The sequence below is a fragment of the Spirillospora sp. NPDC000708 genome, assembly GCF_040299565.1.
In the GTDB taxonomy this organism is placed as follows: Bacteria; Actinomycetota; Actinomycetes; order Streptosporangiales; family Streptosporangiaceae; genus Spirillospora.
Window position 1 is genome coordinate 156,621 of the sequence record NZ_JBEPCJ010000001.1, and the last position, 25,038, is coordinate 181,658.

Sequence of the window (25,038 nt, forward strand, 5' to 3'; positions counted from 1 at the left end):
GCTCAGTCGATGGGACGGATCTCGAGGACGGGGCAGGCCGGCCAGTCGCGGGCGATGGCCAGGGCCTGGTCCAGGTCCTCGACGTCGACCTCGGCATAGCCGGAGACGACCTCCTTGCCCTCCACGAACGGCCCGTCGGTGACGACCGGCCCGCCGTCCTCGAGCCGCACCGTGGTCGCGGTCTCGGCCGGCCGCAGGTGGGCGTGGTGGGTGATGTGGGCGGCGTGGTCGGCGAACCACTGCCCGACCCGCTCGAACGCCGCCTGCCGCTCGCTGTCGGTCATCGCCTCCAGCTCGCGCGCGAACGCCTCGGTCTCGACGAACATCAGCACGTACTTCACGGTCTCGATCCTTCCCTGTGGCCCCTGATCTCCGGTCGGCCGGCGGCTACCGGCCGGCGGACAGGGGGCAGTACAGGTCGACGCCGTTGCCGTCGGGATCGGCGACGGTGGCGTACCGCATTCCCCAGAAGGCGTCCCACGGCTCCTGGATCCCGCGGTGGCCGGCGCCGGTCAGCTCGGCGTACATGGCGTCGACGTCGGCGGGGGCGGGGAACTCGAAGGCCAGGAAGGAGCGGGGGTCGCCCTCGGGACGCGTCCAGCCCGAGGTCTGGGCCGAGGCGCGGAACTTCTCGGTGTCCAGCATGAGGTGCAGGCCGTTCGGCAGGTCGCAGCCCGCGTGGTCGGGGTAGGCGGGGTCGACGGTGAAGTCCACGCCGAGGCGGCGGTAGAAGGCGATCGCCGCGTCGATGTCGGACACGATGACGTCGATCGTGTTCAGCGTCGGAGGCATCTCCGGCTCCTTTGCGTAGGCGGATCTCGTGTCACCACCAAGACGAACGGCGACTCCCCCGATCCGACACCTCGCGAAAGAAATGCCGCAATGCGCACCCGCTCAGCATCCGCCGGCCACGTCGCCGGCATCGGCCGGGGCACCGCTGGTGACAGGGTGGCCGTCGGCGCACCATTCGGCCACGCCGGACAACAGCGGACGGGCCCTGCGGCCGTGGCTGCGCAGCAGCCGGACCGCTTCCAGCGACATCAGGCAGTAGCGTCCTCGGCAGTAGGCCACGATCTCGGCCTCGGCGGGGAGTTCGTCCAGCCGGCCGGCGAGCTGGTCGACCGGGATGCTGCGCGCGCCCGGCAGGTGCGCGGCGGCGTACTCGGCGGACGGGCGGACGTCCAGCACCACCACCCCGCCGTCGTCGCCGTCCCCGCCGCCGATGCCGTCCAGGAGGCGGGCCAGTTCGTCGCGGGTGACCGGCTCCAGATGGTCGACCTCGCCCAGCCATGCGCGGGCGGCGTCGCGGACCTCGGGCAGCCGGGCGTGCGCGAGATGCTTGGCCTGCTCGACGAACACCCCGACTTGTGCGTCGGCCAAGCGGTAGACGACCCGGGTGCCGGACCTGCTCGAGGCCACCAACCCGGCCCCGGCCAGTTCCTTGAGCTGGGCGGAGGTGTTGGAGACCTTCATCCCGGCGGCGGCCGCCAGCTCCTCCACACCGCGCTCCCCCTGCGCCAGCAGGTCCAGCAGTTCCAGCCGGGCCGGATTGGACAGCGCCTTCCCGATCCTCGCGAACCCCGCGTACACCCGCGCCTTCGCGCTCGACATGCCACCCCACCAGGCTATTCCAATAATCCTTGGAATATTGTAGACGAGGAGGACGGTGCAGGGCCGTCGAGAACCACCATCGGAGGCGGGCATGAGCGACGACCCCGGATCCGCCGGGCATTGGGAGGACGTGTACCGCGAGCGCGACCCGGACCAGGTGAGCTGGTTCCAGCAGCGGCCGCGGCCGTCCCTGGACCTGATCCTGCAAGCCGTCGGCGACCGGCGCGCCGGGGTGATCGACGTGGGCGGCGGCGCGTCCCCGCTGGCCGCCCGGCTGGTCGAGGCCGGCTTCGCCGACGTCACGGTGCTGGACGTGTCCGGCCGAGCATTGGCGGCCGCCCGCCGCGCGGCCGAGAGCGCATCGGGGGCCGCCGCAGAAACCGTCACCTGGGTCCGCGCCGACCTGCTGACCTGGCAGCCCACCCGGACGTGGGCGGTGTGGCACGACCGGGCGGTGTTCCACTTCCTCACCGACCCCGCCGACCGGGCGACCTACCTGGCCGCCCTGCGCCAAGCCACTGAACCCGGCGCCATCGTGGTGCTCGGCACCTTCGCCGCCGACGGCCCGACCCACTGCTCCGGACTGCCCGTCACCCGCTGGACGGCCGAGGAACTGGCCGCCGAACTCGGCGACGCCTTCGTCCTCCTGCACAGCCGCCGTCACCAGCACCGCACTCCGGCGGGCAGCGTGCAGCCCTTCACCTGGATTACCGCCCGCCGCATCTGAGCGCCCGCCCCGTAACGGCCGACTCGTTGAGCGCCCATCTCGCTGCCGCGGGTTTCGGCTTCTCGTGTTTGACAGGCAATGGCGGGGCAAAGTTCCGGCACGTCGAGGACGAAGGAGCCGCATGGTCGAGGGAACCGCTCAGTCGTACTGGATGGCGTCGACGCAGCCGAGGTCCTACCCGGTGCTCGAAGAGGACGCCGAGGCGGACGTGGTGGTCATCGGCGGAGGGATCGCCGGAATCGCCACCGCGTGGGAACTGGTCCAGGCCGGCCGATCGGTCGTCCTGCTGGAGGCCGATCGGATCGCGGCCGGCGTCACCGGCTACACCACCGGCCGGCTGTCGGCGGCGCATCCATGGATCTTCGCGCAGTTGCGCGACTCCTACGGCGCGGACACGGCGCGGCTGTACGCCCGTTCGCAGCAGGAGGCGGTCGACCACGTCGTCGCCACGGCGGAGCGGCTGGGGATCGAAGCCGACATCGAGCGGCGCCCGTCCCACGTCTACGTGGAACGTCCGGACCGGGTGGACGACCTGCGGGCCGAGGCCGAGGCCGCGCGGGAGGCGGGGCTGCCGGCGTCCTTCGTGACCGGCACGGACCTACCCTACCCGGTGGCGGGCGCGCTGCGGGTCGAGGACCAGGTGCAGTTCCATCCCCGGCGCTACCTTCTGGCTTTGGCCGAACGGTTCACGAGTGCGGGCGGGCGGATCTACGAACGCAGCCGCGCGGTCGAGCTGAGCCAGGGCCGGCCGTCACGGGTGGCGACCGATACGGGCGGGACGGTGCGGGCCCGGGACGTGGTGGTGGCGACCCTCTTCCCGGCGCTCGGCACCCGGCTGCTCGACTCGCGGCTGACGCCGCTCCGCGAGCTGGTGGTCGCCGCGCCGATCGCGGCCGAGTCCGACCCGGGTGCCCTGTACATCACCCGGGAGGAGAACACGCGCTCGGTGCGGACCGCGCCCTACCGGGACGGGCAGCGGCTGCTGCTGGTCACCGGCGAGTCGTTCCCGCCGGGCACCACCGACGTCGCCGACCGGCAGCGGCGCCTGGTCGAATGGACCCGGCAGCACTTCCGGATCGACGACGTCGCCTACTGGTGGTCGGCGCAGGACCTCGACACCGCCGACAAGGTCCCCTACGTCGGGCGCGTCGAGGACCACCTGTACGTCGCCACGGGATACGCGCGCTCGGGCATGAGCCACGGGGTCATGTCAGGCCGTCTGCTCACGCGGCTCATCTGCGGACAGGACTCCCCATGGGCGGACCTCTACTCCCCCACTCGGGAGCACCCGCGGCCGGAGGTGAGCGCGGTCTCCCAGACCGTGGTGACCAAGGCGAAGCGGAAGGTGATGGATCACCTGCACGCCATGACCGGGAACGCCGACGACCTCCGGACGGGGTCGGGCGCCGTCCTGCACCACAACGGCCGGCTCCAGGCGATCTACAAGGACGACGACGGCGACGTGCACGTGCTGTCGCCGCACTGCCCCCACTCGGGCTGCCTGGTGCGCTTCAACGACACCGAACGGGTCTGGGAGTGCCCCTGCCACGGCTGCCGCTTCGCCCTGGACGGGTCGGTCTTGCAGGGACCCGCCATCACCTCGCTCCCGGCGGCCGACGATCCCTCCGTGACCCGGTAGCCGCGTTCCGGAGCAACTCGTAAAGAACGCGTCATCGGCCCTCTGCGGACGTACAGAACGCAGGCGCTCGGGTAGTCGCACGGCCGCGCGGCATCCGGGTCAACAGCGTCGCTCCCGGCCCGATCCGGACGCCGCTGTTCCCCTCCACCATGCCGCCGTACGACGTGGAGCAGTTCGGCACCGGGACGCCCCTCGGGCGTCCCGGGCAACCCGCCGAACTCGCCCCCGTCTATGTGATGCTCGCCGCCGACGAGGCCGGCTACGTCTCCGGCGCCCGCATCACCGTCACCGGCGGCCGGCCGATCCTGTGACATGAACTGGTACCCGCTGCGGCTGACCACCCCGATCAAGTCGCACGCCTTCGGCGGACGCGCGATCGTCGAACGGCTCGGGCGGTCTCCCGCGCCGTCCGGCCGCAGCGGAGCCTGGCCACCGGCCACCCCGAGGAGCTGATGGGGCGCGGCTGGCGCGGCGACCTCTTCCCCGTCCCCGAATGGCACCACAACTTCTGCCCGCCGCCCTCCACGAGGCGTGGATCGACGGCCCCGCCGACGTCCTCATTGGCTCCCTCCCCGACCTGGAGACCGACGTCCGCGCCCCCTTGGCCGCCGCCGGATACGGCCCCCAGGTCATCGCCGGCCTGGACGGGTAGCCCGCGTTCGCGGAGGGAACCGGCCGCCGCGCAGGAGAGGTGCGTCAGCCGTCGAGCCTGCGCAGGAGGAAGCGCTGGACCTTGCCGCTGGGGGTCTTGGGCAGGGAGTCGACGAAGTGGACGCGGCGGGGGTAGGCGTGGGCGGAGTAGCCGGTGCGGACCCGCTGCTGCAGGTCGGCGACGAGGTCGGGAGAGCCCGCGGCGTCGCCGGTCAGGACGACGAAGGCCTCCACGACCTCTCCGCGCAGCTCGTCGGGGCGTCCGACCACGGCCACGTCGGCGACGGCCGGATGGGTGATCAGCGCGCTCTCGACGTCGAGCGGGGAGATCCGGTAGCCGGCCATCAGGATGAGGTCGTCGTCGCGGGCGGAGAAGAAGTAGTGCCCGTCCTCGTCCGCGGTGCCGACGTCGCCGGTCAGGTACCAGCGGCCGTCGGGCGTGAACCGCTCGGCGGTCCTCTCCGGTGCGCCGTCGTAGCCCGTGAACCACATCAGGGGGCTGGCGGTGGCGTCGAGGGCGATCGTGCCGTCGACGACCCCGGCGGTGAACCCCGGCAGCGGCCGGCCCATGGAGCCGGGCTTGACGGGCGCGGCCAGGTCGGGGTGCCAGGCGTTGGCGATCACCATGCCGTGCTCGGTCTGCCCGTAGTGGTCGCGGACCTCGACGCCGAGCGCGCCCGCCGCCCACGCCAGGACGTCGGGGGTCAGCGGCTCCCCGGCCGAGGAGGCGCGGCGCAGGCGGGCCCCGTCGGTGCTCTCCTGGCGCAGGGCCCTGTACACGGTCGGTGCCGCGGCGAAGTTGGTCACCCCGAACTCCTTGAGCACCGCGATCGTGCTCCCGGCGGTAAATCCGGCGTTCAGGAGCAGGTTGCGCCGCCCGAGCGCCAGCGGCCCGACGATGCCGTAGTACAGCCCGTAGGCCCAGCCGGGGTCGGCGGCGTTCCAGAACACGTCCTCGGCGGTGACGTCGAGCCCGTAGTGCATGTAGCAGGAGAAGGCGGCCAGCGCCTTGAGCGGCACCGGGACTCCCTTGGGCTCACCGGTGGTGCCGCTGGTGAACAGCCGGATCAGGGTCCCGCTCCCGCCGACGGCCGCGGCCTCGGCCAGCGGCGCGCAGCCGGTGACGAGCGCGTCGAGGTCCGGCCCGGTGACCAGCGCGGTCACGCCGTCCCGGAGCAGGCCCTCGATCTTCCCGTGCTGGCTCGGCTCGGTGACGATGAGCCGGACGTCGGCGGCCCTGACCCGCATCTCGATCGCCGGTGCGGCGAACGCGGTGAACAAGGGCACGTGCACCGCGCCCAGCCGCCAGATCGCCAGCAGCGTCACCACCAGCTCGGACCGCTTGCCCATCAGCACCGCGACGTTGTCTCCGGCGGCCACCCCGCGCGCCGCGAGCGCCGCGGCCAGCCGCTTGGACGCCTCGGCCAGTTCGCCGTAGGTGAGATCGCGAGCGCTCAGATCGGGCTCGACGAAGGTGAACGCGACGGCGGACGGGTCATGGCGGTCGCACAGCAGATGCGCCGCGCACGCCCCGGCCGCGTCGAAGTCGGCCAGCCAGGACTCGACCCGCGCGGCCGTCCGTGCGGCGGCGCCCGCGGAGTCCCCGCCGGTCTGTGATGTGTCATCCGATGTAGGCATAAGCCATACTCTGCGCTGTGGCGCGCGACACGCCTACCCTCCGAAGAGGGCATTGATGCCGCCTGCGCCTCCTCGGCGCCGGGACCCGGCACGAGGCGTGGTCATCGCCAGAAGGCACGGCCTCCTCCCCTGAGCCGGCGACCGGCATCCGCCCACTGGGCCGGGCCGTTCTTTTTCCCGTTGCGCCGGCCGGGACGGCTTCGCGATGATCCGGAGATGGATCCGCATGTGATCGAAGCGGGATGGCTGCGATTGCGGCCGTTCGTGCCGGCGGATATCCCGTGGGTTTACGAAGTGTCCCTGGACCCGGCGATGCAGCAGTTCGTGCAATTGCCGTCGCCCTACCGCATGGAGGACGCCGCGTTCTTCGTCGAGGAGATCGCCATAGCCGGCGGTACCACGGGACGGCGGCTGGAGCTTCTCGTCGAGGAGACCGCCACCGGGGCTCCTCTGGGCCGGGTGGGGCTGGGATTGGGCCGGAAAGGGTCGTCCGAGATCGGGTACTGGGTCGCTCCTGAGGCACGTGGACGAGGGGTCGCCTGCGACGCGGTCCGGGCCGTCTGCCGGTGGGCCTTCGTCGAGCTGGACTTGGAGTTGATCGAGTGGCGTTGCGAGGTCGGCAATCTCGCTTCGCGCCGCGTCGCGGAGAAGGCCGGATTCCTGATCGAGGCCACGCTCCGCAAACGGCTCGTCCATCGGGGGACGAGGGTCGACGCCTGGTGCGGCTCCCTTCTCAGAGAGGAAGCCCTCTGACAGGCCGAGGCGGGCGCTGGGAGGCGTCCCCTGCCGACCGCTCGGGCATCGCGCCACGTCCCGGCCGCACCACCCGGGCAGGACGGCCCCGGCGACATCAGCGGCTATAACTTGTTCCGGGTGGTTTGGCCTGCACGGACGCGCCAACGCGTGCGGCCCGGCCACCGGAGGGCCTCCTCTGTTCGGCCACGCTGGCGGGCTGACTCTGAATCGCGTAGGGAGAACGGCATGCGGACGGGACCTGAGCCGGCGCCGGCGCTGTTGGACAGGCTGCCCGAGCGCGCGGCCCTCGACGGCCTGCTGGAGGATCTCCGGGCGGGGCGCGGGCGGGCGCTGGTGATGCGGGGCGAGGCCGGGGTCGGCAAGTCGGCGCTGCTGGAGTACGCGGTCGGCGCGGCGGCGGACATGCGGGTCGCCCGGGCGGCGGGGCTGGAATCGGAGATGGAGCTGACGTACGCCGGGCTGCACCTGCTGTGCGTGCCGCTGCTCGACCGGCTCGACGCCCTCCCGGGTCCGCAGCGCGACGCGCTGAGCGTCGCGTTCGGGCTGCGGGAGGGTCCCGCGCCGGCGCGGTTCCTCGTCGGCCTGGCGGTGCTGACGCTGCTGGCGGAGGCGGCGGAGGAACGACCGCTGCTGTGCGTGATCGACGACGTGCAGTGGCTGGACCGGGCGTCCGCGCAGGCGCTGGGGTTCGCGGCGCGGCGGCTGCTGGCCGAGCCGGTGGGGCTGATCTTCGCCGCCCGCGAGCCCGGCGAGGAGTACCGGGGGCTCACGGATCTGGAGGTGCGGGGGCTGCCGGACCAGCACGCCCGCATGCTGCTGCGGTCGGTCGTCCGGTTCCGGCTCGACGAGCCGGTCCAGGACCGGATCCTGGCCGAGACGAACGGCAACCCGCTGGCGCTGCTGGAGCTGCCGCGGGGGCTGGACCCGGCGCAGCTGGCGGGCGGGCTCGGGCCGGTCGGGGCGCAGCCGGTGCCGGAGCGGATCGAGCGCGGCTTCCGCCGCCGGCTGGAGGCGCTGCCGGCCGACACGCGGTCGCTGATGCTGGTCGCGGCGGTGGAGGCGGCCGGCGATCCGGCGCTGATCTGGCGGGCGGCCGGACGGCTCGGCGTCCCGGCGGCGGCCGCGGAGGCCGCCGAGGCCGACGGGCTGCTGCAGGCCGGGACGCTGGTCCGGTTCCGGCATCCGCTCGTGCGGTCGGCGGTGTACTCGGCGGCGTCGCCGTCGGAGCGGCGGGCGGCGCACCGGGCGCTGGCCGAGGTGACCGACCGCGACCGCGATCCGGACCGGTGGGCATGGCACCGGGCGGCGGCCACGTCCGGTCCCGACGACGAGGTGGCCGCGGAGCTCGAGCGGTCGGCGGACCGGGCGCAGGCCCGCGGCGGCGCGGCCGCGGCGGCGGCGTTCCTGCGGCGCGCGGTGGAGCTGACAGAGGAGCCTGTCCGGCGGTCCGAGCGCGCTTTGGAGGCGGCGCAGGCGAGTTTCCAGGCCGGCGGGCTGGGCGCCGCGGCGGAGCTGCTCGCCGTCGCGATGGCGGGTCCCCAGGACGAGCTCCAACAAGCCCGCGCGGCCCTGCTGCGCGGGCGGCTCGCGTTCGCGTCCGGCCGGGGCGGCGACGCTCCGGCGCTGCTGCTGAAGGCGGCCAAGCAGTTGGAGACGCTGGACGTCGCCCTCGCGCGGCAGACGTACCTCGACGCGTGGTTCGCCGCCGTCTACGCGGGCCGGTCAGCGGGCGCCGGCGACCTGCACGAGGTCTCCCAGGCCGCGCGGTCCGCCCCGTCGCCCGCGGGCGAGCCCCGTCCGCTGGACCTGCTGGTGGACGGGCTGTCCCTGCTCGTCACCGAGGGACGCGCGGAGGCGGCGCCGGTGCTGAGGGAGGCGGCGCGGGTCGTCGCCGAAGAGGACGTCCCCCTGGCGGAGCGCCTTCAGTGCAGCCGGGTGGCGCTGGCCGCAGCGGCACTGGTGTGGGACGAGGAGCACTGGCGCGCGATCCTGGCCCGCGACGTCCGGATCTGCCGGGAGACGGGCATGCTCACGCAGCTGGCGCTCTACCTGGGGCCGATGGCGGTGATGGCGATCTGGCGGGGCGATTTCGCGGCGGCCGTCTCGCTGGCCGCGGAGGAGAAGGAGCTCGCGGCGGCGACGGGCGCGGGCTTCGTCCGCCACGCGGCCCTGATCCTGGCCGGCTACCGGGGGGACGAGGCCGAGGACGCCTCGACGATCGAGGACGTGGCCGCCGCCGCCCAGGCCGCGGGCCAAGGGAGCGGCGTCCAGATGGCGCAGTGGATCTCCGCCGTCCTCCTCAACGGGCTCGGCGCCTACGAGGAAGCGCTGGTGAAGGCACGTCAGGCCGCGGAGCAGGCGCCTGAACTGTACGTCTCCATGTGGGCCCTCCCCGAGCTGATCGAGGCGGCCTGCCGGAGCGGGCGGCACGGGGCGGCCAGGGACGCGCTCGCCCGGCTCACCGAGGTGACCGCCGTCGCGGGAACCGACTGGGCGCAGGGGATCCACGCGCGGTCCCGGGCGCTGCTCGGCGAGGGCGAGGACGCCGAGCGCGGGTACCGCGAGGCGGTCGAGCGGCTCGGCCGTGCCGGGTTCCGGTCCGAGCAGGCCCGCGCGCACCTGCTGTACGGCGAGTGGCTGCGCCGCGAGGGGCGGCGGACCGACGCGCGGACGCACCTGCGCGAGGCCCACGACATGTTCACCGGCATCGGCATGCGGGCGTTCGCCCGGCGGGCCGGCCGCGAGCTGCTGGCCACCGGGGCGACCGCCCGCAGGCGCGGCGCGGACGCCCCCGGCGAGCTCACCGCCCAGGAGGCGCAGATCGCCCGGCTGGCCCGCGACGGCCTGTCCAACCCCGAGATCGCCGCCCAGCTGTTCATCAGCCCGCGGACGGTGGAGTACCACCTGAGCAAGGTCTTCGCCAAGCTCAACGTGAGCTCGCGCAAGCAGCTCGACGGCGTCCCGCTCAGCCGCCTCGTCGCGACCTAGCCCGGCGGACCGGGCCGGCGGCGGCTCGCGATCCCGCCCCCGTATGGCCTCGGAGATAGGCGGTTGTTCCTGACCGCTCGTTCCCGGGACGAGCTCCCGGACCTCGTGTTACTACTTTCGGTGTCGCCTACGGAACGGTGAGTGCCGATGAGTCGCGATGAGACCGTCAAACCGCACGACGAGGTGGTGTATCTGGCGGCGGGCGTCGCCGACGCGGTGCTGGACGGCGCGCGGAGCGTCCTGCGGCGGCTGCCGGGCCTGGGCGAGGTCCGCCGGGAGCTGCGGGCGCGCGGCGAGCTGGCGTGGGCCCGGACGGCGGCGAGGTCCGAGCCCCACATGGAGGTCCTGGCCCGGCGGGCCGGCGAACGCGGTGTTCCCGGCGAACGCGGTGGTCGCGGCGACCGGGGCGCGGCACACGATCGGACCCGATGAACGAGCTGCGGGCCCGGGTCGACCTCGCGCTGGAGCAGTTCCTCGATGCCGAGGTCGCCGAGCTGGTGGCGCTGGACGCGGACCTGGCGCCGGTCGCCGAGCAGGCGCGCCTGTCGGTGGCGGGCGGCAAGCGGATCCGTCCCGCGTTCTGCTACTGGGGGTGGCGGGCGGCCGGACAGCCCGACGCCGAGTCGATGGTGCGGGCCGCCGCGGCACTGGAGCTGGTGCACGCGGCGGCGATCGTCCACGACGACATCATCGACCGGAGCCCGCTGCGGCGGGGCCGCACCACGGCCCACGAGCGGCTCGGCGACGGCCTGGCGATCATGGTCGGCGACCTGCTGCTGGGCTGGGCCGGGCATCTGTTCCACGCCTCGGGGCTGCCGCGCGCGTTCCTGGGACGTGCGGTGTCGATGTGGACGGCGATGGGCCGGGAGCTGATCGCCGGTGAGTGCCTGGAGCTGCTGAGCACCGGCGGGCCCGCCGACGTCCGGCGGTCGCTGCGGATCGTCCGGTTCAAGACCGCCTCCTACACCGTGGAGTGGCCGCTGCGGATCGGCGCGGTGCTGGGCGGCGCCGCTCCGGCGACGCTGGAGGCGCTGGCCGGGTACACGCGTCCGCTGGGCGAGGCGTTCCAGCTCCGCGACGACCTGTGGGGCGTGTTCGGCGACCCGGACGTGACCGGCAAGTCCGACCTCGACGACCTGGCGGGCCGCAAGCCGACCGCGCTGCTGGCCCTCACCCTCGAACGCGCCGGCCGGGACGATCGCGAGGAGCTGCGGGAGTTGCTGCGCGGCCCGGTCGGCGGCGCCGAGGCCGACCGGGTCCGGCAGATCATGGGCCGCTCCGGTGCCGCCGACCAGGTGCGGCAGATGATCGGCGAACGGGCCGGCGCCGCGCGGGCGGCGCTGGCCCGCGTCCGGCTCGCGCCCGAGACGGCCCGCGCCCTGACCCTTCTGATCGATGAGGTGACCGCAGATGCCTGACGCCCCGGCCTCCCCCGACCCGGCGGACACCGGCCGCTACGACGACGCCTTCATGGACGCCCTGCGGCTCCGGGGCGACGAGTTGGCCGACGCGACCGTGGAGGCGCTGTTCACCGGCGGCGACGTCGCGCGGTTCAACACGCTGATGCGCTGGTTCACCACGTCCGGGCAACCGCTCCCCGACGGGCTGCCCGAGCCCGCCCGCGACTACCTGCACGCCACCGCCACCGCGCCCGACTGGGTCGACTGGGCGGTGATGGAAGAGGCCCGCCGGTTCTTCATCGACAACGACGTGCACATCTCCACCGCGCTGTCGTTCGCGTCGATGCCGGCCTGCTACATGGTCCCGCACGTGGCGAGGCTGCTGTCGGCGACGCATTCGCTCGACTACCCGTCCCGCCGCATGGCCGAGACCGGACAGTTCACCGTCTACCTCATGCAGCCGGACGCCTTCGAGGCCGGCGGACGGTTCCTGCCGTCCGCGCAGAAGGTGCGGCTGCTGCACGCCTCCATCCGCCGCCACCTGCGCGAGGCCGGCCGCTGGCCCGAGCCCGTGGCGATCTGCCAGGAGGACATGCTCGGCGGGCTGATGATGTTCAGCATCCAGGTCCTGGACGCCCTGCACCGCCTCGGCGTCCACATGACGCCGCAGGGCGCCGAGGCCTACTACTACGCCTGGCGCGTGGTCGGCGCGATCCTGGGCTGCGACCACGCCGCCATCCCGCCGGACCTGCAGGCCGCCCGCGAGTTCTCCGACCGCTACATGCTGCGCCACATGGGCCCCTCCGACGAGGGCGCGCACCTGACCCGCCAGCTGATCGGGCTGTACGAGGAGGTCGTCCCGGGCACCCTGCTGGACCCGGTCGTACCGGCCCTGATCCGCTTCCTGATCGGCGATACCGCCGCCGACTGGCTCCAGGTCCCCCGATCCCGCTGGGACGACATCATCAAGGTCGCCCCCGCGCTGCTCGGCGTCATCGAGCGCTTCGAGGACCGGGGCCCGTGGGCCGCCCAGGCGTCCGACCGTCTCGGACGCCTGGTCACCCGCCTGGAACTGACGTCCCTCACGCGCGGCCGGGTCATGCACTACGCCCTCCCCGAAGACCTCAAACCCGCTCACGGCGTCCCCGCCACCAGCCGGTGGAGCCCGCCACCACCCATCACCACTCCTTGAGGCCGCGCCGTCCCCTTCCACGATGACCGGGCGTCCTTCCGTCAGCTGAACTCGGCGGCATGGTCGACGGCCCACCTCGCGAAGGTGCCGGCGGGCCGGCCGGTGAGGCGCTCGACATGGTCGGTGACGCGGTTCGACTCCGGCCGGTGCAGCGAGGCGGCGATCAGCGCTTCCACCAGCCGCTCGGGACGGCCGTCCGCGAGCATCCGCGACCGGGCGAGGTCGGCGGTGACCGCATGGAACCGCAGACGGCGCCCGAGCGCGGCACCGAGGAGCGCCACCTGGTCGGCGCGGCTCAGCACCTCGGGGCCCGTCAGCAAGTACGGTTCGCGCCGGTCGTGGCGCCCGAGCAGCGCGGCCACCGCCGCATCGGCGACATCGCGCTCGTCGACGACGGCCGTGCGCGCGATCTCGGGGCCTGACACCACGTCGCCTGCCCGCAACTGCGGCGCCCAGCCACGGGCGTTGGAGGCCAGCGTGTCGCTTCGCAGCACCGTGGGCCGCAGACCGGCATCGCGGAGCAGGACTTCCATGTCTGCGTGCACCTGGACGATGGGATCGCTCTGGCGAGCGGCCGCGTCGTCGATCGCCGTCGAGGAAAGGTAGACGACGCGCGGCGCCGCCGCGCCGAGTTCCGCGATCAGGGCCTCGGCAGGGGCCGAGTCGAGCAACGGCCAGATCAGGAAGACGGCGTCGATCCCCGCGAGCGCCGCACGCATGGCGGCGGGGTCCGTGAGGTCGCCGACCGCCCACTCGACTCCGGGGCGCGGCCCGCCCTGGTCCCGCGCAAGGCCGCGTACACGCGCGCCGTGTGCTCGGAGACGGTCGACGACCTCACGGCCGAGGTTGCCGGTCGCGCCGGTGACCAGGATCGATGAACGGCATGCGGAGCCCGTGGGGCCGGTGGTGTCAGGCATGATCGAGACGCTAAGGGTTCAGGTCGACATGAAGGCAAGGCGCGCGTGGTGAAGACGATCGGGGAAGTGGCCGCGGAACTCGGAATCGAAGCGCACGTGCTGCGGCACTGGGAGGACGTCGGAGCGCTCACCGTGCGCCGCGACGGCAACGGCTACCGCGTCTACGACGACAACGCCGTGGAGCAGGCGCGCACGGTCCTGAAACTGCGGCGGGTCGGGCTCTCGCTGCCCGAGGTCACCGCCGCCATGGCGCCGAAGAAGTCGGCGGCACAGGCGGTCGTGAAGGCGAAGATCGCCGAACTCGAAAGAGACATCGCCCAGAGGCGGCAGGCGATCACCTTCCTGCGGCACACCGCCGAGTGCCGGCATCGCTATCTCGACGACTGCCCGGACTGCGCGACCTTCGTCCGCGAAACCTGAGCCGCCACCCGCCGGAACCGAGCGTCTTCTTCAGGCACGGCCGGCGGCATGCCGACGCAGACCGCAGGCTTCGCCGCGCCGACCAGTGCGCTCCAGAAGCTCAGCAAGATTGAGCATGATGTCCGTGTTGGCCCGGTAGTCCTCGTCGTGGTCGTCGGGGTCCTCATGCGCGGCCATTTCCTCCAGGGCCGTCCGATACCAGGTCTCCGCCTCATCGTCGCGGCCCGTCAGTTCCAGCAGCAGGGCCAGCCGGTTGCGGCCCGCCGGAAAGTAGAGGCAATTGGCCGCCTGCCGATACCAGTGCTCCGCCTCCTGCAGATTCCCGTCCTCCTCTAGGAAGACGCCCAGGTTGTATGCGGCGGTGGTCTGGGAGCCCGTTTCGGCCGCACGGCGCATCCAGACGACGGCCTCGGCTCGGTCGCCGTCCTCCAAGCAGAGCGCCAGATCGTTCATCGCCAGGGTGTCACCGCCCTCCGCGGCGACACGCAGCCAGCGCACGGCCTCCTCCAGACGGCCGAGTTCTTGATAGCAGCGCCCCAACCGGTACGGGGCGTGCGCATGCCCTTCTTCGGCAGCGCGGCGGAGTAAGGGTTCGGCCTCGGCATACTCTCCGCCGAAGTACAGGGCCTCGCCCTGTTCGTAGGTGTCCTGCACGATCGAATGCTGCCCCGATCTCGATCACCGAGCAATGCCGGCGGTACACCTGTCGGTGGCTCGGAGGTAGCTTCGAGACCTGTGGATCACGCGTTCTAGACTTCGCGGATGACCAGCGATTCTCTCTGTTTCACGGTCCTGGGTTGCGCTACGCCGTACCCGACTGTGGACAATCCTTGTTCGGGTTACCTGGTGTCCGGCGGAGGCGCTCGGGTGTGGGTGGACGCGGGCAGCGGGACGCTGGCTCAGTTGCAGCGGTACGTCCGGCTGGACGAGCTCGACGCGATCTGGATCTCGCATCTGCACGCCGATCACAGCGCGGACCTGCTCACCGCCTACTACGGCGCGCTCTACGCCGACATCGAGCTCGCCGCTCCCATCCCCCTCTACGGCCCGCCGGGCGTCGCCGATCGGCTGGCGCACTTCCTCACCAACACCTCCACCCGCAGCCCGGTCGAATCCGCATTCGCCATCGAGGAACTGCACGACGGGCACGAGGTGCGGGTCGGCGCGCTCACGCTGGCCAGCCGGGCGGTGGCGCACGGCATGCCGGCCTTCGGTCTGCGCGTGGAGGCCGAGGGCCGCTCGCTGGTGTACTCCGGGGACACGGCCCCCTGCCCTGGCTTGACGACCCTGGCCGAGGGGTGCGACGTGCTGCTGTGCGAGGCCGAGAGCGCCCGGCCCCCGGCTGCGGGCGAGCAGGTGCACCACACGCCGGAGGACGCGGGTGACACCGCCCGTTCCGCCAAGGCGGGACGACTGGTCGTCACCCACGTCGGGCGATTCCTCACTCCGGAGCAGGCGGTGGCCCGTGCCTCGACACGTTTCGACGGTCCGATCGAACACGCCGCTCCTGGGGCCGCCTTCTCCGTCGGCTGAGCAGGGGAATCTCACCGAAGGTAATCGAATGGCACGCGCCGACGATCGGGACTTCGACCATCGGTCGGGACCACACTGACCACATGGGTGAGCTGGAGGGAGGACCGCAGCGGACGTTTCCCGCGCTGCCGGAGAGTGCGGCACACGCCCGGGAATTCGTCCGGGACCGGCTGGCGGCAAGCGTCGCCCTGGACGTCGTGTGCACCGCCGAGCTGCTGGTCGGCGAGCTGGTGACCAACGCGGTACTCCATACGCGCACCGAGGTCGGGGTGTCGGCCCGGTCCGTGGACGGCACGGTCCACGCCCGGGTCGTCGACGGCGATCCGCGTCGCGGGCTGGTGCCGCGGCGCCGTCATCCGTACACCGATACCGGACGGGGCCTCTACCTCGTCGAGCGGCTGGCGTCCATCACCGCGCAGGTGGGCGGCGACTGGTGCGACGGTTTCGCCCTCCCGGACGGCGGCACCGCCGTGGTCATCGGGGACGTCACCGGCAGCGACATCGACGCGACCGCCACCATGAGCCGGCTGAGCAGCATGTTGCGCGGCATCTCGGTGGTCTGCCAGGAGCCGCCCGAAGAGGTCCTGCGCCACCTCGACATGGCGAACCGGCCCCTGGTCCAGGAGGCGACCGGCACCTGCGTCTACGCCGGCGCCCACGGATCCCGAGCAAGCGGCTGGGAGCTGTCCCGACGGCCTCATCGAACGCCGCGGCGAGCCGCTCGACCGCGGCCTGGGCAGGCTCCGCGAGCCCGCCGCCGCGCTCTCCCGTGCCCCTCTCGAGGTGTTCTGCGACGAGTTGCTCATCAGGCTGGGTTCTGACAGCGATGACGACATCGCCCTCCGCCCGACCCCACCGTGACAAGCTCCGGCCAGGATCACTCCGCTGAACCGGGGTGTTCGCGCTTCCTGGCATTGAAGCGCGCTTTCTTCTGACGGTTCCCGCACGTGTTCATGTCGCACCATTTACGGGTGCGGCTCTGGCTGGTGTCGAAGAAGGCGGCTTGGCAGGTCGGTGACGCGCACAGGGCCAATTTCCCGTCCCGCTCGCCCGCGATGATCTCGATCGCATCGGCGGCGATGACGCTGAGCGCGTCTTCCACGCGGGAGGACGAGCCGAGCCGCCACTGCCGCTTGCCCTCGGGCGTCAGGATCGCCGCGGCCCGGCCCTGAACGCTGCGGTCGTTGATGACTTGGACGGCGGACGCGGGAAGAGCGTCCTGGAGCGCGGCCGCCGTCGCAGCGAGGTGGATCGACTCCCTCAGTTCCCGAGCGAGGTCGAGCTGGGCGGCGGTGCAGGAGTCCACGGCGAGGCCGTTCACCGCCAGCCAGTCGACGAGCCGCTGCGGTGTGGGAATGCGCTCCACGGCGTCGCCGCGGCGCTCCGTCAGGGTCGCCGTGAAGCTGGTCGCCAGCACGCTACCGAGGCGGAACTCAGGGAACCCAGCAGGCATGGAACCACCTTAGCCGGTTGCACGCCGGCAGGACGCCATGTTAGAACCGTCTTAGCCGGTTCCGTGATGGCCAGGAGGTCCCATGTCCCGTCCGACCAGCGACGTGCGAGCGTTCGAAGCCCGCGCGACCGACGCCGACCTCGACGATCTGCGTGCGCGGCTGGCCGCGGCGCGGCTACCGGAGGCCGAGACGGTCCACCGCGCCGCGCCGGGCGCTGGCCGATGGGATCAGGGCGTTCCCCTCGCCGATCTCGCCGACCTCGTGAACTACTGGCGCACCGGGTACGAGTGGCGGTCCTTCGAAGAGCGCCTCAACCGGCTCGGCCAGTTCCGCACGACCATCGACGGCCTAGGGATTCATTTCCTGCACCGCCGATCAGCGCGCGCGGACGCCACCCCGCTGATCCTGACGCACGGCTGGCCGGGCAGTATTGCCGAGTTCGTCGATGTGGTGGACGAGCTGGCGGATCCGAAAGACGCGGACGCGCCGGCGTTCCACGTCGTGGCCCCCTCGCTGCCGGGCTTCGGCCACAGCGACAAACCGACCGCCACCGGATGGGGAACCGAAAGGATCGCGGCCGCATGGGTGGAACTGATGGGGAGGCTCGGCTACAGCGAGTTCCTCGCGCACGGCGGCGACTGGGGCGGCAATATCACCACGGTTCTCGGCGGCAGGTTCCCGGAGCACGTTATCGGCATCCACTCGACGTTCGCGGAGGCGCCGCCCGGGCTGGCGACGGACGGGCTGACGGCGGTCGAGCGCAGGTGGACCGAGGAAACCCGCGATTTCTGGCACCGCCGCGCGGCGTACGCGAAGCAGCAGGCGACCCGGCCGCAGACCATCGGCTACTCGCTCGTCGACTCACCGGTCGGGCTTCTCGCCTGGATCCTCGACAAGTTCGCCGAATGGTCGGACACCGAGGACAGCCCGTTCGAGACGATTTCCAGAGACCGCGTTCTCGACGACGTCACCCTCTATTGGCTGACGCGGACCGGCGCATCGGCGGCCCGCATCTACTACGAGAGCCACAACTCGCTCGACCCCGAACTCCGGGTCGACGTCCCGTCGGCGATCACGATGTATCCCCGCGACATCGAGAAGTGTCCGCGACCCTGGGCGCAGGAACGGTACCGGCAGATCGTCCGATGGAGGTCGCCTGAAAGCGGGGGGCATTTCCCGTCGCTGGAGGTGCCCGAGTTCTTCGTCAAGGACCTTCAGGCGGGCCTCGGGGCAGTGCTGGCCGCTCATCGCTGAACGCGGGTCGGGCCGGAGAACCGCCTGAATGCTCGCGCCGCTCAAGCGCGGCGGTCCTCTGGTGGTGGCAGGTAGGGGCTGAAGTGGTCGGCAACGATGCCGGCGATGGCCGCGGCGTCGTGGGAGCCGTCGACCTCGATCACGCGGATGCCGAGGCGTTGGGCGGAGCGGACGGCGTCGTCGGCGACGAGGCGGTCCCGCTCCAGCCGGTTGCGTTGAGCCCGTTCCGGGTCGCTGACGTTGCCGCCCACGGTGGCGGCTCGCGGGAGGTCGCGGAGCTGGCGGTCACGGAAAGCGCGAGTGGGGACCATGACGACCATCCGCCGGGGAGAGTCGAGGATCGGGGCGACCAGCTCGGGGCGGAGCCCCCAGCCTTCGGCGATGATGGGGCGCCCTGACACCAGGCAGCGGAGGTCGTCCAAGGCCCATTCGAACCGGACCGGGAAGCCGGCCAGCGTCTCGGCGGCCATGTCCTCCGGGGTGGTGTTCACCCACATCTGGTCGGGGTCCGGGTCGGCGGGAGATCGGCCGAGCTTGACGCGGCGGGCGATCCGGCGGTCGTTGTGACCGCGGGCGTCGTGGTGGTCGTAGTGGTAGACCGTCAGCCCGTACCGGAAGGCCAGCAACCGTGCGACGGTGGACTTACCGGCCCATTGCCCGCCGCTGATCCAGAGGACCCGGCGGAGGGTGCCGAAAGGGTCCCACGGCTGCTTTTCGGCGTCATTCCCGGTCACGAATCTCCTCGGGTGTGGCGGCGGGCATCTAGCGCCGACGATCCTCGGACGGCGCTTCGTAGCGTGCGGCGATCGCGGCGGCGCGGTCGTGCAGGGAGTCGCGCAGCCACTGCGGGGACAGTGCCTCCGCGTTCGCGGCGAGCTGCCACAACGCCCATTCGGCGTGTCTCGGATCTTGGAAGGTGACCTCCATGAGCAACCGGCCGTCCGAGTCGGCTTCCTCGGCGCGGACGGCCAGCGCGGTGGCCACCAGGTCCTCCCGCCGTGCCGGGTCCACCCGTAGCAGCACGGTGACCTGGTCGCCGCCGGTCCGGAACCGCGTGCTGCGTTCCTGCCAGGCCCGGTCCAGATCGACCCGGTCCGGTCGCTGCGCGGGTTCGGCGAGTTCCTCGGCGGCCCGGATCCGGGACAGCCGGTAGGTGCGGTCCTCGCCGGACCGCGTGGCCAGCAGGTAGCCCTGGCCGCGGACGGTGACCAGGCCGATCGGGTCCACCGTGCGCCACTTCGGGGCCTGGTCCACGGCCGCGTAGTGGAGGCGCAGCCTGTGCCCGGCGAACACCGCGCGCCGGACCTCGGCCACGACGGCGTCGGGCACCTCCTCGGCGGCCGGCCGCCGCGAGAGGAGGTCGGTCTCCGGGTCGACGAGCAGTCGCCGGGCCGCGCCGGCCGCGATGTCCCGCTGGCCTTCGGGGAGCGCGTCGACCACCTTGAGCATGGCCGATGCGAGCGCCGAGCCGAGCCCGAACGCCTGCGCGCCGCGCCGCGATCCGGCGATCAGCAGGGCGAGGGCCTCGTCGTGGTTCAGTCCGGTGAGCTCCGTCTGGAAGCCGGGCAGCAACGCGAACCCGCCGTGCCGGCCGCGTTCGGCGTAGACGGGGACTCCGGCCGCCGACAGCGCCTCGATGTCGCGCAGGACGGTGCGGGTCGACACCTCCAGCTCGCGGGCCAGCGTGGCCGCGGACAGCCGACCGCGCCGGCGCAGCAGCAGCACCAGCGAGACCAACCGGTCGGCGCGCATGCGCGAACCCTACTGAAATACACGACACAGGATGTCGTGATTCGTTGGGAGGCTCATCGGCACGGCGTCGAAGCTGGGCGGCCACCGAGCCGATCGACGTCCGGGTACTCGACGAAGCGAAGGGAGCCGATGTGGCAGTGGAGCGAACGGCGGTCAACCCGTGGCCGTGGTCGGTGGAGGTGGGTTACAACCAAGGGGAGGTCGTCTCGGGGCACACCCGGACCCTGTACTGCTCCGGGCAGACCGCCATGAGCGGCGACGGCAAGCCCCAGCACGCCGGTGACATGGCGGCGCAGCTGGCGCTGGGCCTCGACAACCTGGAGGCCGTACTCAGCGAGGGCGGCATGTCGCTCGTGGACCTCGTCCGGCTGAACGTCTACACCACCGACGTCGATCTCCTGTTCCAGCACTACGGCGTGCTGGCGTCGCGGTTGGGCGCGGCCGGGGCGGCACCGTCCACGACGATGCTCGGGGTGACACGGCTGGCGATCCCCGAGCTGATGGTCGAACTCGAGGGGACCGCCGTGGCGTGATCCGGCCTCGCCGCCTCCGCTGCTCGTGCCGGTCGAACCGGCACGAGCAGCGGGCGTGCGGGACGGCGGGGCCGGTCGGCACGTGGCCGACTCGACGCGTGCCTCAGCGGGGCGGCCTCAGTTCGAGCGGCCCGTCCGCACGGTGAGGCGCCGGATGAGCTGCACGTCGGTTTGCGGTCCCGTGGACGCGGCGAAGCCGAGCTTGACGGTGTCCGGGACCGGCCTCGGCGCGGGGAACCGGAGCACCTGCCGAAAGCCCCGTCCGTCCTGGAAGTCGACGTCGACCGTCGCCATCGGCTCCGGTGGCGACGACACCCGGACGCGGACGGTCCTTTTCAGGGGTTCCAGCAGTTCTTCGGCCTCTTCGGGCGTCGCGCCGGAAGGCATCCTCTTCAGATTGCCGTGGAGCCGGCCGGGAAGAGTCGACGGCCAGAGTCCGTCGGAAGTCGCGTTCCCCGTCGTGGCGGCGAGCAGGCAGTAGCCGTCGCTCCCGTTGCCGGGGCCGCGGGCGCTCACGACATTGGGGCCTGGAGCGGGTCGGCGGAGCATCGTGCCGGCCGGAGAACGCCGCTCGCAGCCGTTTCCGCGCCTTTCTCCGTCGCCGAAGTAATCACCCAGCACGTCGAGCCCGATACCGAGATATCCGCCGTCGACCCCCGGGACGACCTGGCCCTCGCTGTTGTCGTCCGGCAGTTTCTGGGCGTAGCCGAGGCTTCCGCCGAAGGCGCCCGGTGTGGCGAGCCGCGCGGCGCCGTCGGTGAGGAAGAACGAGATCCCGTCCGCGGGCGCCCGCGTGGTGTTCCCGTACTGCCACTGCTCGAAGGTCACCTCCAGCCCTTCCCTGGCCGGGATCGGCGAGTCGAACAGCGCCGCGCCCGTCTGCTCGACATGGGCATCGGTGAGCTGCAGATACCCGTGCGGATCCGCGTCGCCCGGGGGCACGGGGCCGACCGGATCCCGGCGGCACCCTCCCAGAGGGTGGTTCGTGGCCTCCGCCGGTGCCTGTCCGCGCGGCGCGCCCGTCAGGCATGCCGCCCCGTATCCAATGAAACGCGGGTCGGCGCGCTCGCCGGTGAACGATTCGCCCACCAGTAGCGCTCCCGGCTCCCGGTGCACCGCCGAGCCATGCCCGTCGGACGCGGCTGCCGTCGCGGTCATGGCGACCGCGATCGACGCGACGACGCGAAGCGCCCCATTTCTCATATCGCCGACTCCCCTGTGCGAGTTTCGCACCGCCGCCTGCCACAGTCATGTGACCACGAATTCGCCCGGGAAGCCGCTCATTACCTCAGTCATGGAGATAGGCGCGACCGATCATGACGAAATCGCGTGTCGTGCCATGAGAAGGTCACCCGTTCGCCCTTACAGGTTGGAGGCGACGAGGCCCGCCAGGCAGACGCCGCCCAGCAGCGCCGCCGAGCCCGCCGTCAGGTAGCGCAGGGGCCGCCCCGGCCGGCGGCCGGCGAGCAGGTAGGTCAGCCCCAGGGGCATGGGGATCAGGAAGAGCAGGCCCAGTGCGGGCAGGATCAGCGCGGACAGGCGGCCCTTGAGGTCCGCGGGCCGCGCCCGCTCGCCATCGGGCTGGAGGCGGGCGCGGAAGCTCTCGCCCTCGTCCGACTCGGGAGGCAGCGCGACGGTGCGGGCGGCCGTCCCGCGGTCGTCGGGGACGAAGCGTCCGCGGCACTCGGTGCGCTCGTCCTCCCCCGAGCCGTAGTCGACGCACCGCTCCACCGTCGCCGTGCCGGGCGTGCCGGTGAGACCGAACGCCAGGCGCGCGTCCGAGAGGCCGTAGAGCAGGGGCAGGAGGGCTACGGCGAGCCAGACCACGATCGTGACGAGGGCGCCGGCAGGGCTCATTCTCCGCTGTGACATGCGTGTCCTTCGTGCGAGGGGAGCCCCGGCACCCGCTATGACGCGCATGGGAGGAATCCCGTTCGCACGCGAGAATCGCCGCATCCGGTCACCGGCCGGCCCAAGCGGCGCCACGGTCGGCTCGCGTGCCTTGCCAGGCCCCCTCAAGACAGCAAAAAGCTGCGCAATGCGCAGCTTGTGACGGGACCGACGTCGCTTAGGAGGTCACGCGGTGCTCTCGGCCGCTCGCGGCGTCGGCGAGCCGCCGGAGTCGTGCCGGGCGAAGGATGCCGGCCGGTGCATGCCGAGAACGGCGCAGGCCGACGCCCGCGCCGTCCCGTGGTGTCAGGCTTCGGCCCGCTTCGGCAGCTTCCAGCCGGGGCGGGGGAAGTGGCACGTGTACCCGTTCGGGTACTTCTGCAGGTAGTCCTGGTGCTCCGGCTCGGCCTCCCAGAAGTCGCCGGCGGCGGTCACCTCGGTGACGACCTTGCCCGGCCACAGGCCGGACGCGTCGACGTCGGCGATGGTGTCCTCGGCGACCTTCCGCTGCTCGTCCGACGTGTAGAAGATCGCGGAGCGGTAGCTCGTGCCGATGTCGTTGCCCTGCCGGTTCAGGGTCGTGGGGTCGTGGATCTGGAAGAAGAATTCGAGCAGCGCCCGGAAGTCGGTCTGGTCGGGGTCGTAGACGACCTCGATCGTCTCGGCGTGGGACCCGTGGTTGCGGTAGGTGGCGTTGGGCACGTCGCCGCCGCTGTAGCCCACCCGCGTGGAGATCACTCCGGGCTGCCGGCGGAACAGCTCTTCCATTCCCCAGAAGCAGCCGCCCGCGAGCAGGGCCCTCTCGGTTGCCATGTTCTCTCCCTCGTGTCCTCTGTCGATGATTACAGCAGGCGGCGCGTGGACGTTATTCCGGTGGGGCCCCTGGTGGCCGACGGGCCCGCGGCCGCGCAGGACGGGGCGCTGACCAGCAGCGAACGCTTCACGCCGCCGCCCGGCAATAGCCGGATGTAAGGCGATCCACAACGAGGAGGATCATGACATCCGGTCCGGAAGACGCGGAGCTGATCGCCCGATCGCTCGACGGCGACGAGGACGCCTTCGTCGCGGTGGTCCAGCGCCATGAGGCGGCGGTCGGGGCCTATCTCGCGCGGCGGGTCGGCCGCGACGCGGCCGAGGACCTGCTCGGCGAGGTGTGGGTGGCGGCGCTCCGGTCCCGCGCGTCCTACGACCGCTCTTTCCCCGACGCCGGGCCGTGGCTGTTCGGCGTGGCGCACAACACGCTGCGGCGGCACTGGCGGTCCCGGCCGGCGGAGCGGCCGGTGGCGGACGCGGCCGGGCCGGAGCCCGGATGGGACCCGTGGGCGGCCGTGGACGACCGCGTCGACGGCGAGTCGGTGCTGCGGCGCGCGCTCGCGCTGCTCGGGCCGCAGCAGCGGGAGATCCTGACCCTGGTCGTCTGGGAGGACCTGACCGTCGCCGACGCGGGGCGGGCGATCGGCATACCGCCCGGGACGGCCCGCCGCCACCTGCACGAGGCGCGCATGGCGCTGCGGGACGCGCCGGGGATGGCCGCGCTGCTGACCGAGCGCAACACGATCAAGGAGACCAGCTGATGATCGACGAGATGGACCTGCTGAAGGGGCTGGGGAACGCGGAGCCGCCGCGTCCGCGCGCCTACGAGGAGGCCAGGAGCGTGCTGCGGGCGGCGATGGCCGTCGAGGAGACGCCCGAGGCCGCGCCTGCCCCGCGGTCTCGGTGGAGCAGGCGCCGTGCGGCGGGCCTCGGCGCCGCCGCCCTGGTCGCGGCGGCCGCGGCGGGAGTGCTGGTCGTCACGTCCACGTCGGCGCCCGGCAAGCCCCCCGTAAAGGCGGCGGCGAACCCGGTCCTGGCCGAGCTGGCCGCGGACATCTCGCCCTTGCAGGCCAAGGCGCCGGGCAACGCGACGCTGGAGATCCGCAACCAGTCCCCTACCAGCGCGGAGCTGGGCCGGAACGGCATCGGCCTCTACACCGACGACGGCACCTACTACTGGGGGAACGACAAGAGGGCGCTGCGGCGTGCCGTCGTCAGGAAGGACGGCGGCGACGACCTGTTCAAGCGCGACATAGCGGCGGCCCTCTACGCCGTGAAGGGGGACCTCGGCGAGGCGCGCGCGCGGATGGCCGTTGCCAACATCGCCCCCGGGACGAACCCGGACCCCGATCGGGCCAGGATCGAGAAGCTCAAGGCCATCGCCAAGGCGCGCGGCGAGAAGTACGTGCCGCCGAAGCCGCCGACGGCCGCGCAGCAGAAGGAGATCACCGACAACCACATCTGGACGAACGCCGTCGACGCGCTCATCGCGGCGCCGGAGAACACGCAGGTCCGTGCGGGGGTGCTCCGCATCATGGCGTCGATGCCGAAGGTCAGGGTCACGAAGACCACCACCGCCGGGCAGCCCACGCTCACGCTGGCGGACGGCTGGCCCACCGCGGGCCGGTCGGCGGAGGAACTGGTGATCGACCCCGGGACGGGCCGTCCCATCGCCATGACCAGCAGCGGCTCGGGCGTCCGGCCGAGCACGATCTACTACCACACCTCCCGGGTCACGCTCGCCGACATCGAGGCCGGCAAGTTCTGACCCGCCCCCCGGGGAACCGTGCGGGGCGCTCGCCCCGCCGCGCGGCCCCCCCGGGTCAGGGGGGGCGGGGTGGGGGGGTGGGTGGTGAGGGGTGCGGGAGGT

At 72.5% G+C, this 25,038-nt stretch carries 29 protein-coding genes; 17 read left to right on the forward strand and 12 right to left on the reverse strand.

The window, feature by feature from the left end; genetic code table 11:
- Positions 1-2: 2 nt before the first annotated feature.
- The 3 genes from ABT299_RS00765 to ABT299_RS00775 form a co-directional block, all read right to left on the reverse strand.
- Complete coding sequence (locus ABT299_RS00765) at positions 3-341, reverse strand: YciI family protein (RefSeq protein WP_500249300.1); 339 nt, start codon at positions 339-341, stop codon at positions 3-5.
- A gap of 46 nt (positions 342-387) precedes the next feature.
- Positions 388-792 carry a VOC family protein gene (locus ABT299_RS00770; RefSeq protein ID WP_190851813.1) on the reverse strand — a complete coding sequence of 135 codons (405 nt, stop codon included), beginning with the start codon at positions 790-792 and terminating at the stop codon, positions 388-390.
- Between the two features lie 102 nt (positions 793-894).
- The gene (locus ABT299_RS00775) at positions 895-1,611 is read right to left on the reverse strand and encodes an ArsR/SmtB family transcription factor (RefSeq protein ID WP_387020205.1); all 717 of its coding nucleotides are present in this window, start codon (positions 1,609-1,611) and stop codon (positions 895-897) included.
- A 91-nt stretch (positions 1,612-1,702) separates the two neighbouring features.
- Between ABT299_RS00775 and ABT299_RS00780 the strand changes: the two genes are divergently transcribed.
- From ABT299_RS00780 to ABT299_RS00800, 5 genes are all read left to right on the forward strand, one after another.
- Positions 1,703-2,338: a methyltransferase domain-containing protein gene (locus ABT299_RS00780; protein ID WP_500249301.1), complete on the forward strand. Its 636-nt coding sequence runs from the start codon at positions 1,703-1,705 to the stop codon at positions 2,336-2,338.
- A gap of 121 nt (positions 2,339-2,459) precedes the next feature.
- Positions 2,460-3,977, forward strand: coding sequence for an FAD-dependent oxidoreductase (locus tag ABT299_RS00785; RefSeq protein WP_500249302.1), 1,518 nt, complete (start codon positions 2,460-2,462; stop codon positions 3,975-3,977).
- A gap of 92 nt (positions 3,978-4,069) precedes the next feature.
- Complete coding sequence (locus tag ABT299_RS00790) at positions 4,070-4,288, forward strand: SDR family oxidoreductase (protein WP_500249410.1); 219 nt, start codon at positions 4,070-4,072, stop codon at positions 4,286-4,288.
- A 1-nt stretch (position 4,289) separates the two neighbouring features.
- Positions 4,290-4,430 carry a hypothetical protein gene (locus tag ABT299_RS00795; protein ID WP_500249303.1) on the forward strand — a complete coding sequence of 47 codons (141 nt, stop codon included), beginning with the start codon at positions 4,290-4,292 and terminating at the stop codon, positions 4,428-4,430.
- A gap of 40 nt (positions 4,431-4,470) precedes the next feature.
- Positions 4,471-4,629, forward strand: coding sequence for a hypothetical protein (locus tag ABT299_RS00800; RefSeq protein WP_500249304.1), 159 nt, complete (start codon positions 4,471-4,473; stop codon positions 4,627-4,629).
- Positions 4,630-4,673: 44 nt separating this feature from the next.
- Here the strand turns inward: ABT299_RS00800 and ABT299_RS00805 are convergent, their stop codons facing one another.
- Entirely contained in the window at positions 4,674-6,266 is a 1,593-nt protein-coding gene (locus ABT299_RS00805; protein ID WP_500249305.1) for an AMP-binding protein, read from the reverse strand.
- Between the two features lie 216 nt (positions 6,267-6,482).
- Here ABT299_RS00805 and ABT299_RS00810 point away from each other — a divergent pair, with 216 nt between their 5' ends.
- The 5 genes from ABT299_RS00810 to ABT299_RS00830 all read left to right on the forward strand — a co-directional run bounded on the left by ABT299_RS00810 (position 6,483) and on the right by ABT299_RS00830 (position 12,602).
- The gene (locus ABT299_RS00810) at positions 6,483-7,019 is read left to right on the forward strand and encodes a GNAT family N-acetyltransferase (RefSeq protein ID WP_387020188.1); all 537 of its coding nucleotides are present in this window, start codon (positions 6,483-6,485) and stop codon (positions 7,017-7,019) included.
- Positions 7,020-7,247: 228 nt separating this feature from the next.
- Positions 7,248-10,010 (forward strand): helix-turn-helix transcriptional regulator, encoded by a 2,763-nt coding sequence (locus ABT299_RS00815; protein WP_190851799.1) that lies wholly within the window; start codon positions 7,248-7,250, stop codon positions 10,008-10,010.
- Between the two features lie 147 nt (positions 10,011-10,157).
- A complete protein-coding gene (locus tag ABT299_RS00820) occupies positions 10,158-10,442 on the forward strand; it encodes a hypothetical protein (RefSeq protein ID WP_190851797.1) in 285 nt (94 codons plus the stop codon).
- Positions 10,439-11,428, forward strand: coding sequence for a polyprenyl synthetase family protein (locus ABT299_RS00825; RefSeq protein ID WP_500249306.1), 990 nt, complete (start codon positions 10,439-10,441; stop codon positions 11,426-11,428). Before ABT299_RS00820 ends, ABT299_RS00825 begins: the two co-directional genes overlap by 4 nt.
- On the forward strand, positions 11,421-12,602 hold the full coding sequence (locus ABT299_RS00830) for an oxygenase MpaB family protein (RefSeq protein ID WP_500249307.1): 1,182 nt from the start codon (positions 11,421-11,423) through the stop codon (positions 12,600-12,602). Before ABT299_RS00825 ends, ABT299_RS00830 begins: the two co-directional genes overlap by 8 nt.
- A gap of 41 nt (positions 12,603-12,643) precedes the next feature.
- Here ABT299_RS00830 and ABT299_RS00835 read toward each other — a convergent pair whose 3' ends face one another.
- Positions 12,644-13,519: an SDR family oxidoreductase gene (locus tag ABT299_RS00835; protein ID WP_500249308.1), complete on the reverse strand. Its 876-nt coding sequence runs from the start codon at positions 13,517-13,519 to the stop codon at positions 12,644-12,646.
- A gap of 45 nt (positions 13,520-13,564) precedes the next feature.
- On the opposite strand from ABT299_RS00835, the gene ABT299_RS00840 reads away from it, so the two are divergent.
- Positions 13,565-13,939, forward strand: a complete 375-nt coding sequence (locus ABT299_RS00840) for a MerR family transcriptional regulator (RefSeq protein WP_206699763.1) — start codon at positions 13,565-13,567, stop codon at positions 13,937-13,939.
- 30 nt (positions 13,940-13,969) lie between these two features.
- On the opposite strand, the gene ABT299_RS00845 is transcribed toward ABT299_RS00840, so the two are convergent.
- Positions 13,970-14,593 (reverse strand): tetratricopeptide repeat protein, encoded by a 624-nt coding sequence (locus ABT299_RS00845; RefSeq protein ID WP_500249309.1) that lies wholly within the window; start codon positions 14,591-14,593, stop codon positions 13,970-13,972.
- 108 nt (positions 14,594-14,701) lie between these two features.
- Between ABT299_RS00845 and ABT299_RS00850 the strand changes: the two genes are divergently transcribed.
- The gene (locus ABT299_RS00850; protein ID WP_500249310.1) at positions 14,702-15,472 is read left to right on the forward strand and encodes an MBL fold metallo-hydrolase; all 771 of its coding nucleotides are present in this window, start codon (positions 14,702-14,704) and stop codon (positions 15,470-15,472) included.
- Between the two features lie 83 nt (positions 15,473-15,555).
- A complete protein-coding gene (locus ABT299_RS00855) occupies positions 15,556-16,293 on the forward strand; it encodes an ATP-binding protein (RefSeq protein ID WP_500249311.1) in 738 nt (245 codons plus the stop codon).
- A 56-nt stretch (positions 16,294-16,349) separates the two neighbouring features.
- On the opposite strand, the gene ABT299_RS00860 is transcribed toward ABT299_RS00855, so the two are convergent.
- On the reverse strand, positions 16,350-16,925 hold the full coding sequence (locus tag ABT299_RS00860; protein ID WP_190851783.1) for a CGNR zinc finger domain-containing protein: 576 nt from the start codon (positions 16,923-16,925) through the stop codon (positions 16,350-16,352).
- Positions 16,926-17,007: 82 nt separating this feature from the next.
- Between ABT299_RS00860 and ABT299_RS00865 the strand changes: the two genes are divergently transcribed.
- Positions 17,008-18,180: an epoxide hydrolase family protein gene (locus ABT299_RS00865; protein ID WP_500249312.1), complete on the forward strand. Its 1,173-nt coding sequence runs from the start codon at positions 17,008-17,010 to the stop codon at positions 18,178-18,180.
- A 41-nt stretch (positions 18,181-18,221) separates the two neighbouring features.
- Here the strand turns inward: ABT299_RS00865 and ABT299_RS00870 are convergent, their stop codons facing one another.
- On the reverse strand, positions 18,222-18,914 hold the full coding sequence (locus ABT299_RS00870) for a hypothetical protein (protein ID WP_500249313.1): 693 nt from the start codon (positions 18,912-18,914) through the stop codon (positions 18,222-18,224).
- A 28-nt stretch (positions 18,915-18,942) separates the two neighbouring features.
- The gene (locus ABT299_RS00875; protein ID WP_190851770.1) at positions 18,943-19,932 is read right to left on the reverse strand and encodes a helix-turn-helix transcriptional regulator; all 990 of its coding nucleotides are present in this window, start codon (positions 19,930-19,932) and stop codon (positions 18,943-18,945) included.
- A gap of 137 nt (positions 19,933-20,069) precedes the next feature.
- Here ABT299_RS00875 and ABT299_RS00880 point away from each other — a divergent pair, with 137 nt between their 5' ends.
- Complete coding sequence (locus ABT299_RS00880) at positions 20,070-20,465, forward strand: RidA family protein (protein ID WP_500249411.1); 396 nt, start codon at positions 20,070-20,072, stop codon at positions 20,463-20,465.
- Between the two features lie 117 nt (positions 20,466-20,582).
- Here the strand turns inward: ABT299_RS00880 and ABT299_RS00885 are convergent, their stop codons facing one another.
- The 3 genes from ABT299_RS00885 to msrA all read right to left on the reverse strand — a co-directional run bounded on the left by ABT299_RS00885 (position 20,583) and on the right by msrA (position 23,168).
- Entirely contained in the window at positions 20,583-21,623 is a 1,041-nt protein-coding gene (locus ABT299_RS00885; RefSeq protein WP_500249314.1) for an L-type lectin family protein, read from the reverse strand.
- Positions 21,624-21,827: 204 nt separating this feature from the next.
- Positions 21,828-22,337 carry a hypothetical protein gene (locus ABT299_RS00890; RefSeq protein ID WP_190851756.1) on the reverse strand — a complete coding sequence of 170 codons (510 nt, stop codon included), beginning with the start codon at positions 22,335-22,337 and terminating at the stop codon, positions 21,828-21,830.
- 324 nt (positions 22,338-22,661) lie between these two features.
- Positions 22,662-23,168: a peptide-methionine (S)-S-oxide reductase MsrA gene (gene msrA / locus ABT299_RS00895; protein WP_500249315.1), complete on the reverse strand. Its 507-nt coding sequence runs from the start codon at positions 23,166-23,168 to the stop codon at positions 22,662-22,664.
- Between the two features lie 182 nt (positions 23,169-23,350).
- On the opposite strand from msrA, the gene ABT299_RS00900 reads away from it, so the two are divergent.
- Entirely contained in the window at positions 23,351-23,929 is a 579-nt protein-coding gene (locus ABT299_RS00900; RefSeq protein WP_500249316.1) for an RNA polymerase sigma factor, read from the forward strand.
- On the forward strand, positions 23,929-24,936 hold the full coding sequence (locus ABT299_RS00905; protein ID WP_500249317.1) for a hypothetical protein: 1,008 nt from the start codon (positions 23,929-23,931) through the stop codon (positions 24,934-24,936). Before ABT299_RS00900 ends, ABT299_RS00905 begins: the two co-directional genes overlap by 1 nt.
- Positions 24,937-25,038 lie beyond the last annotated feature (102 nt).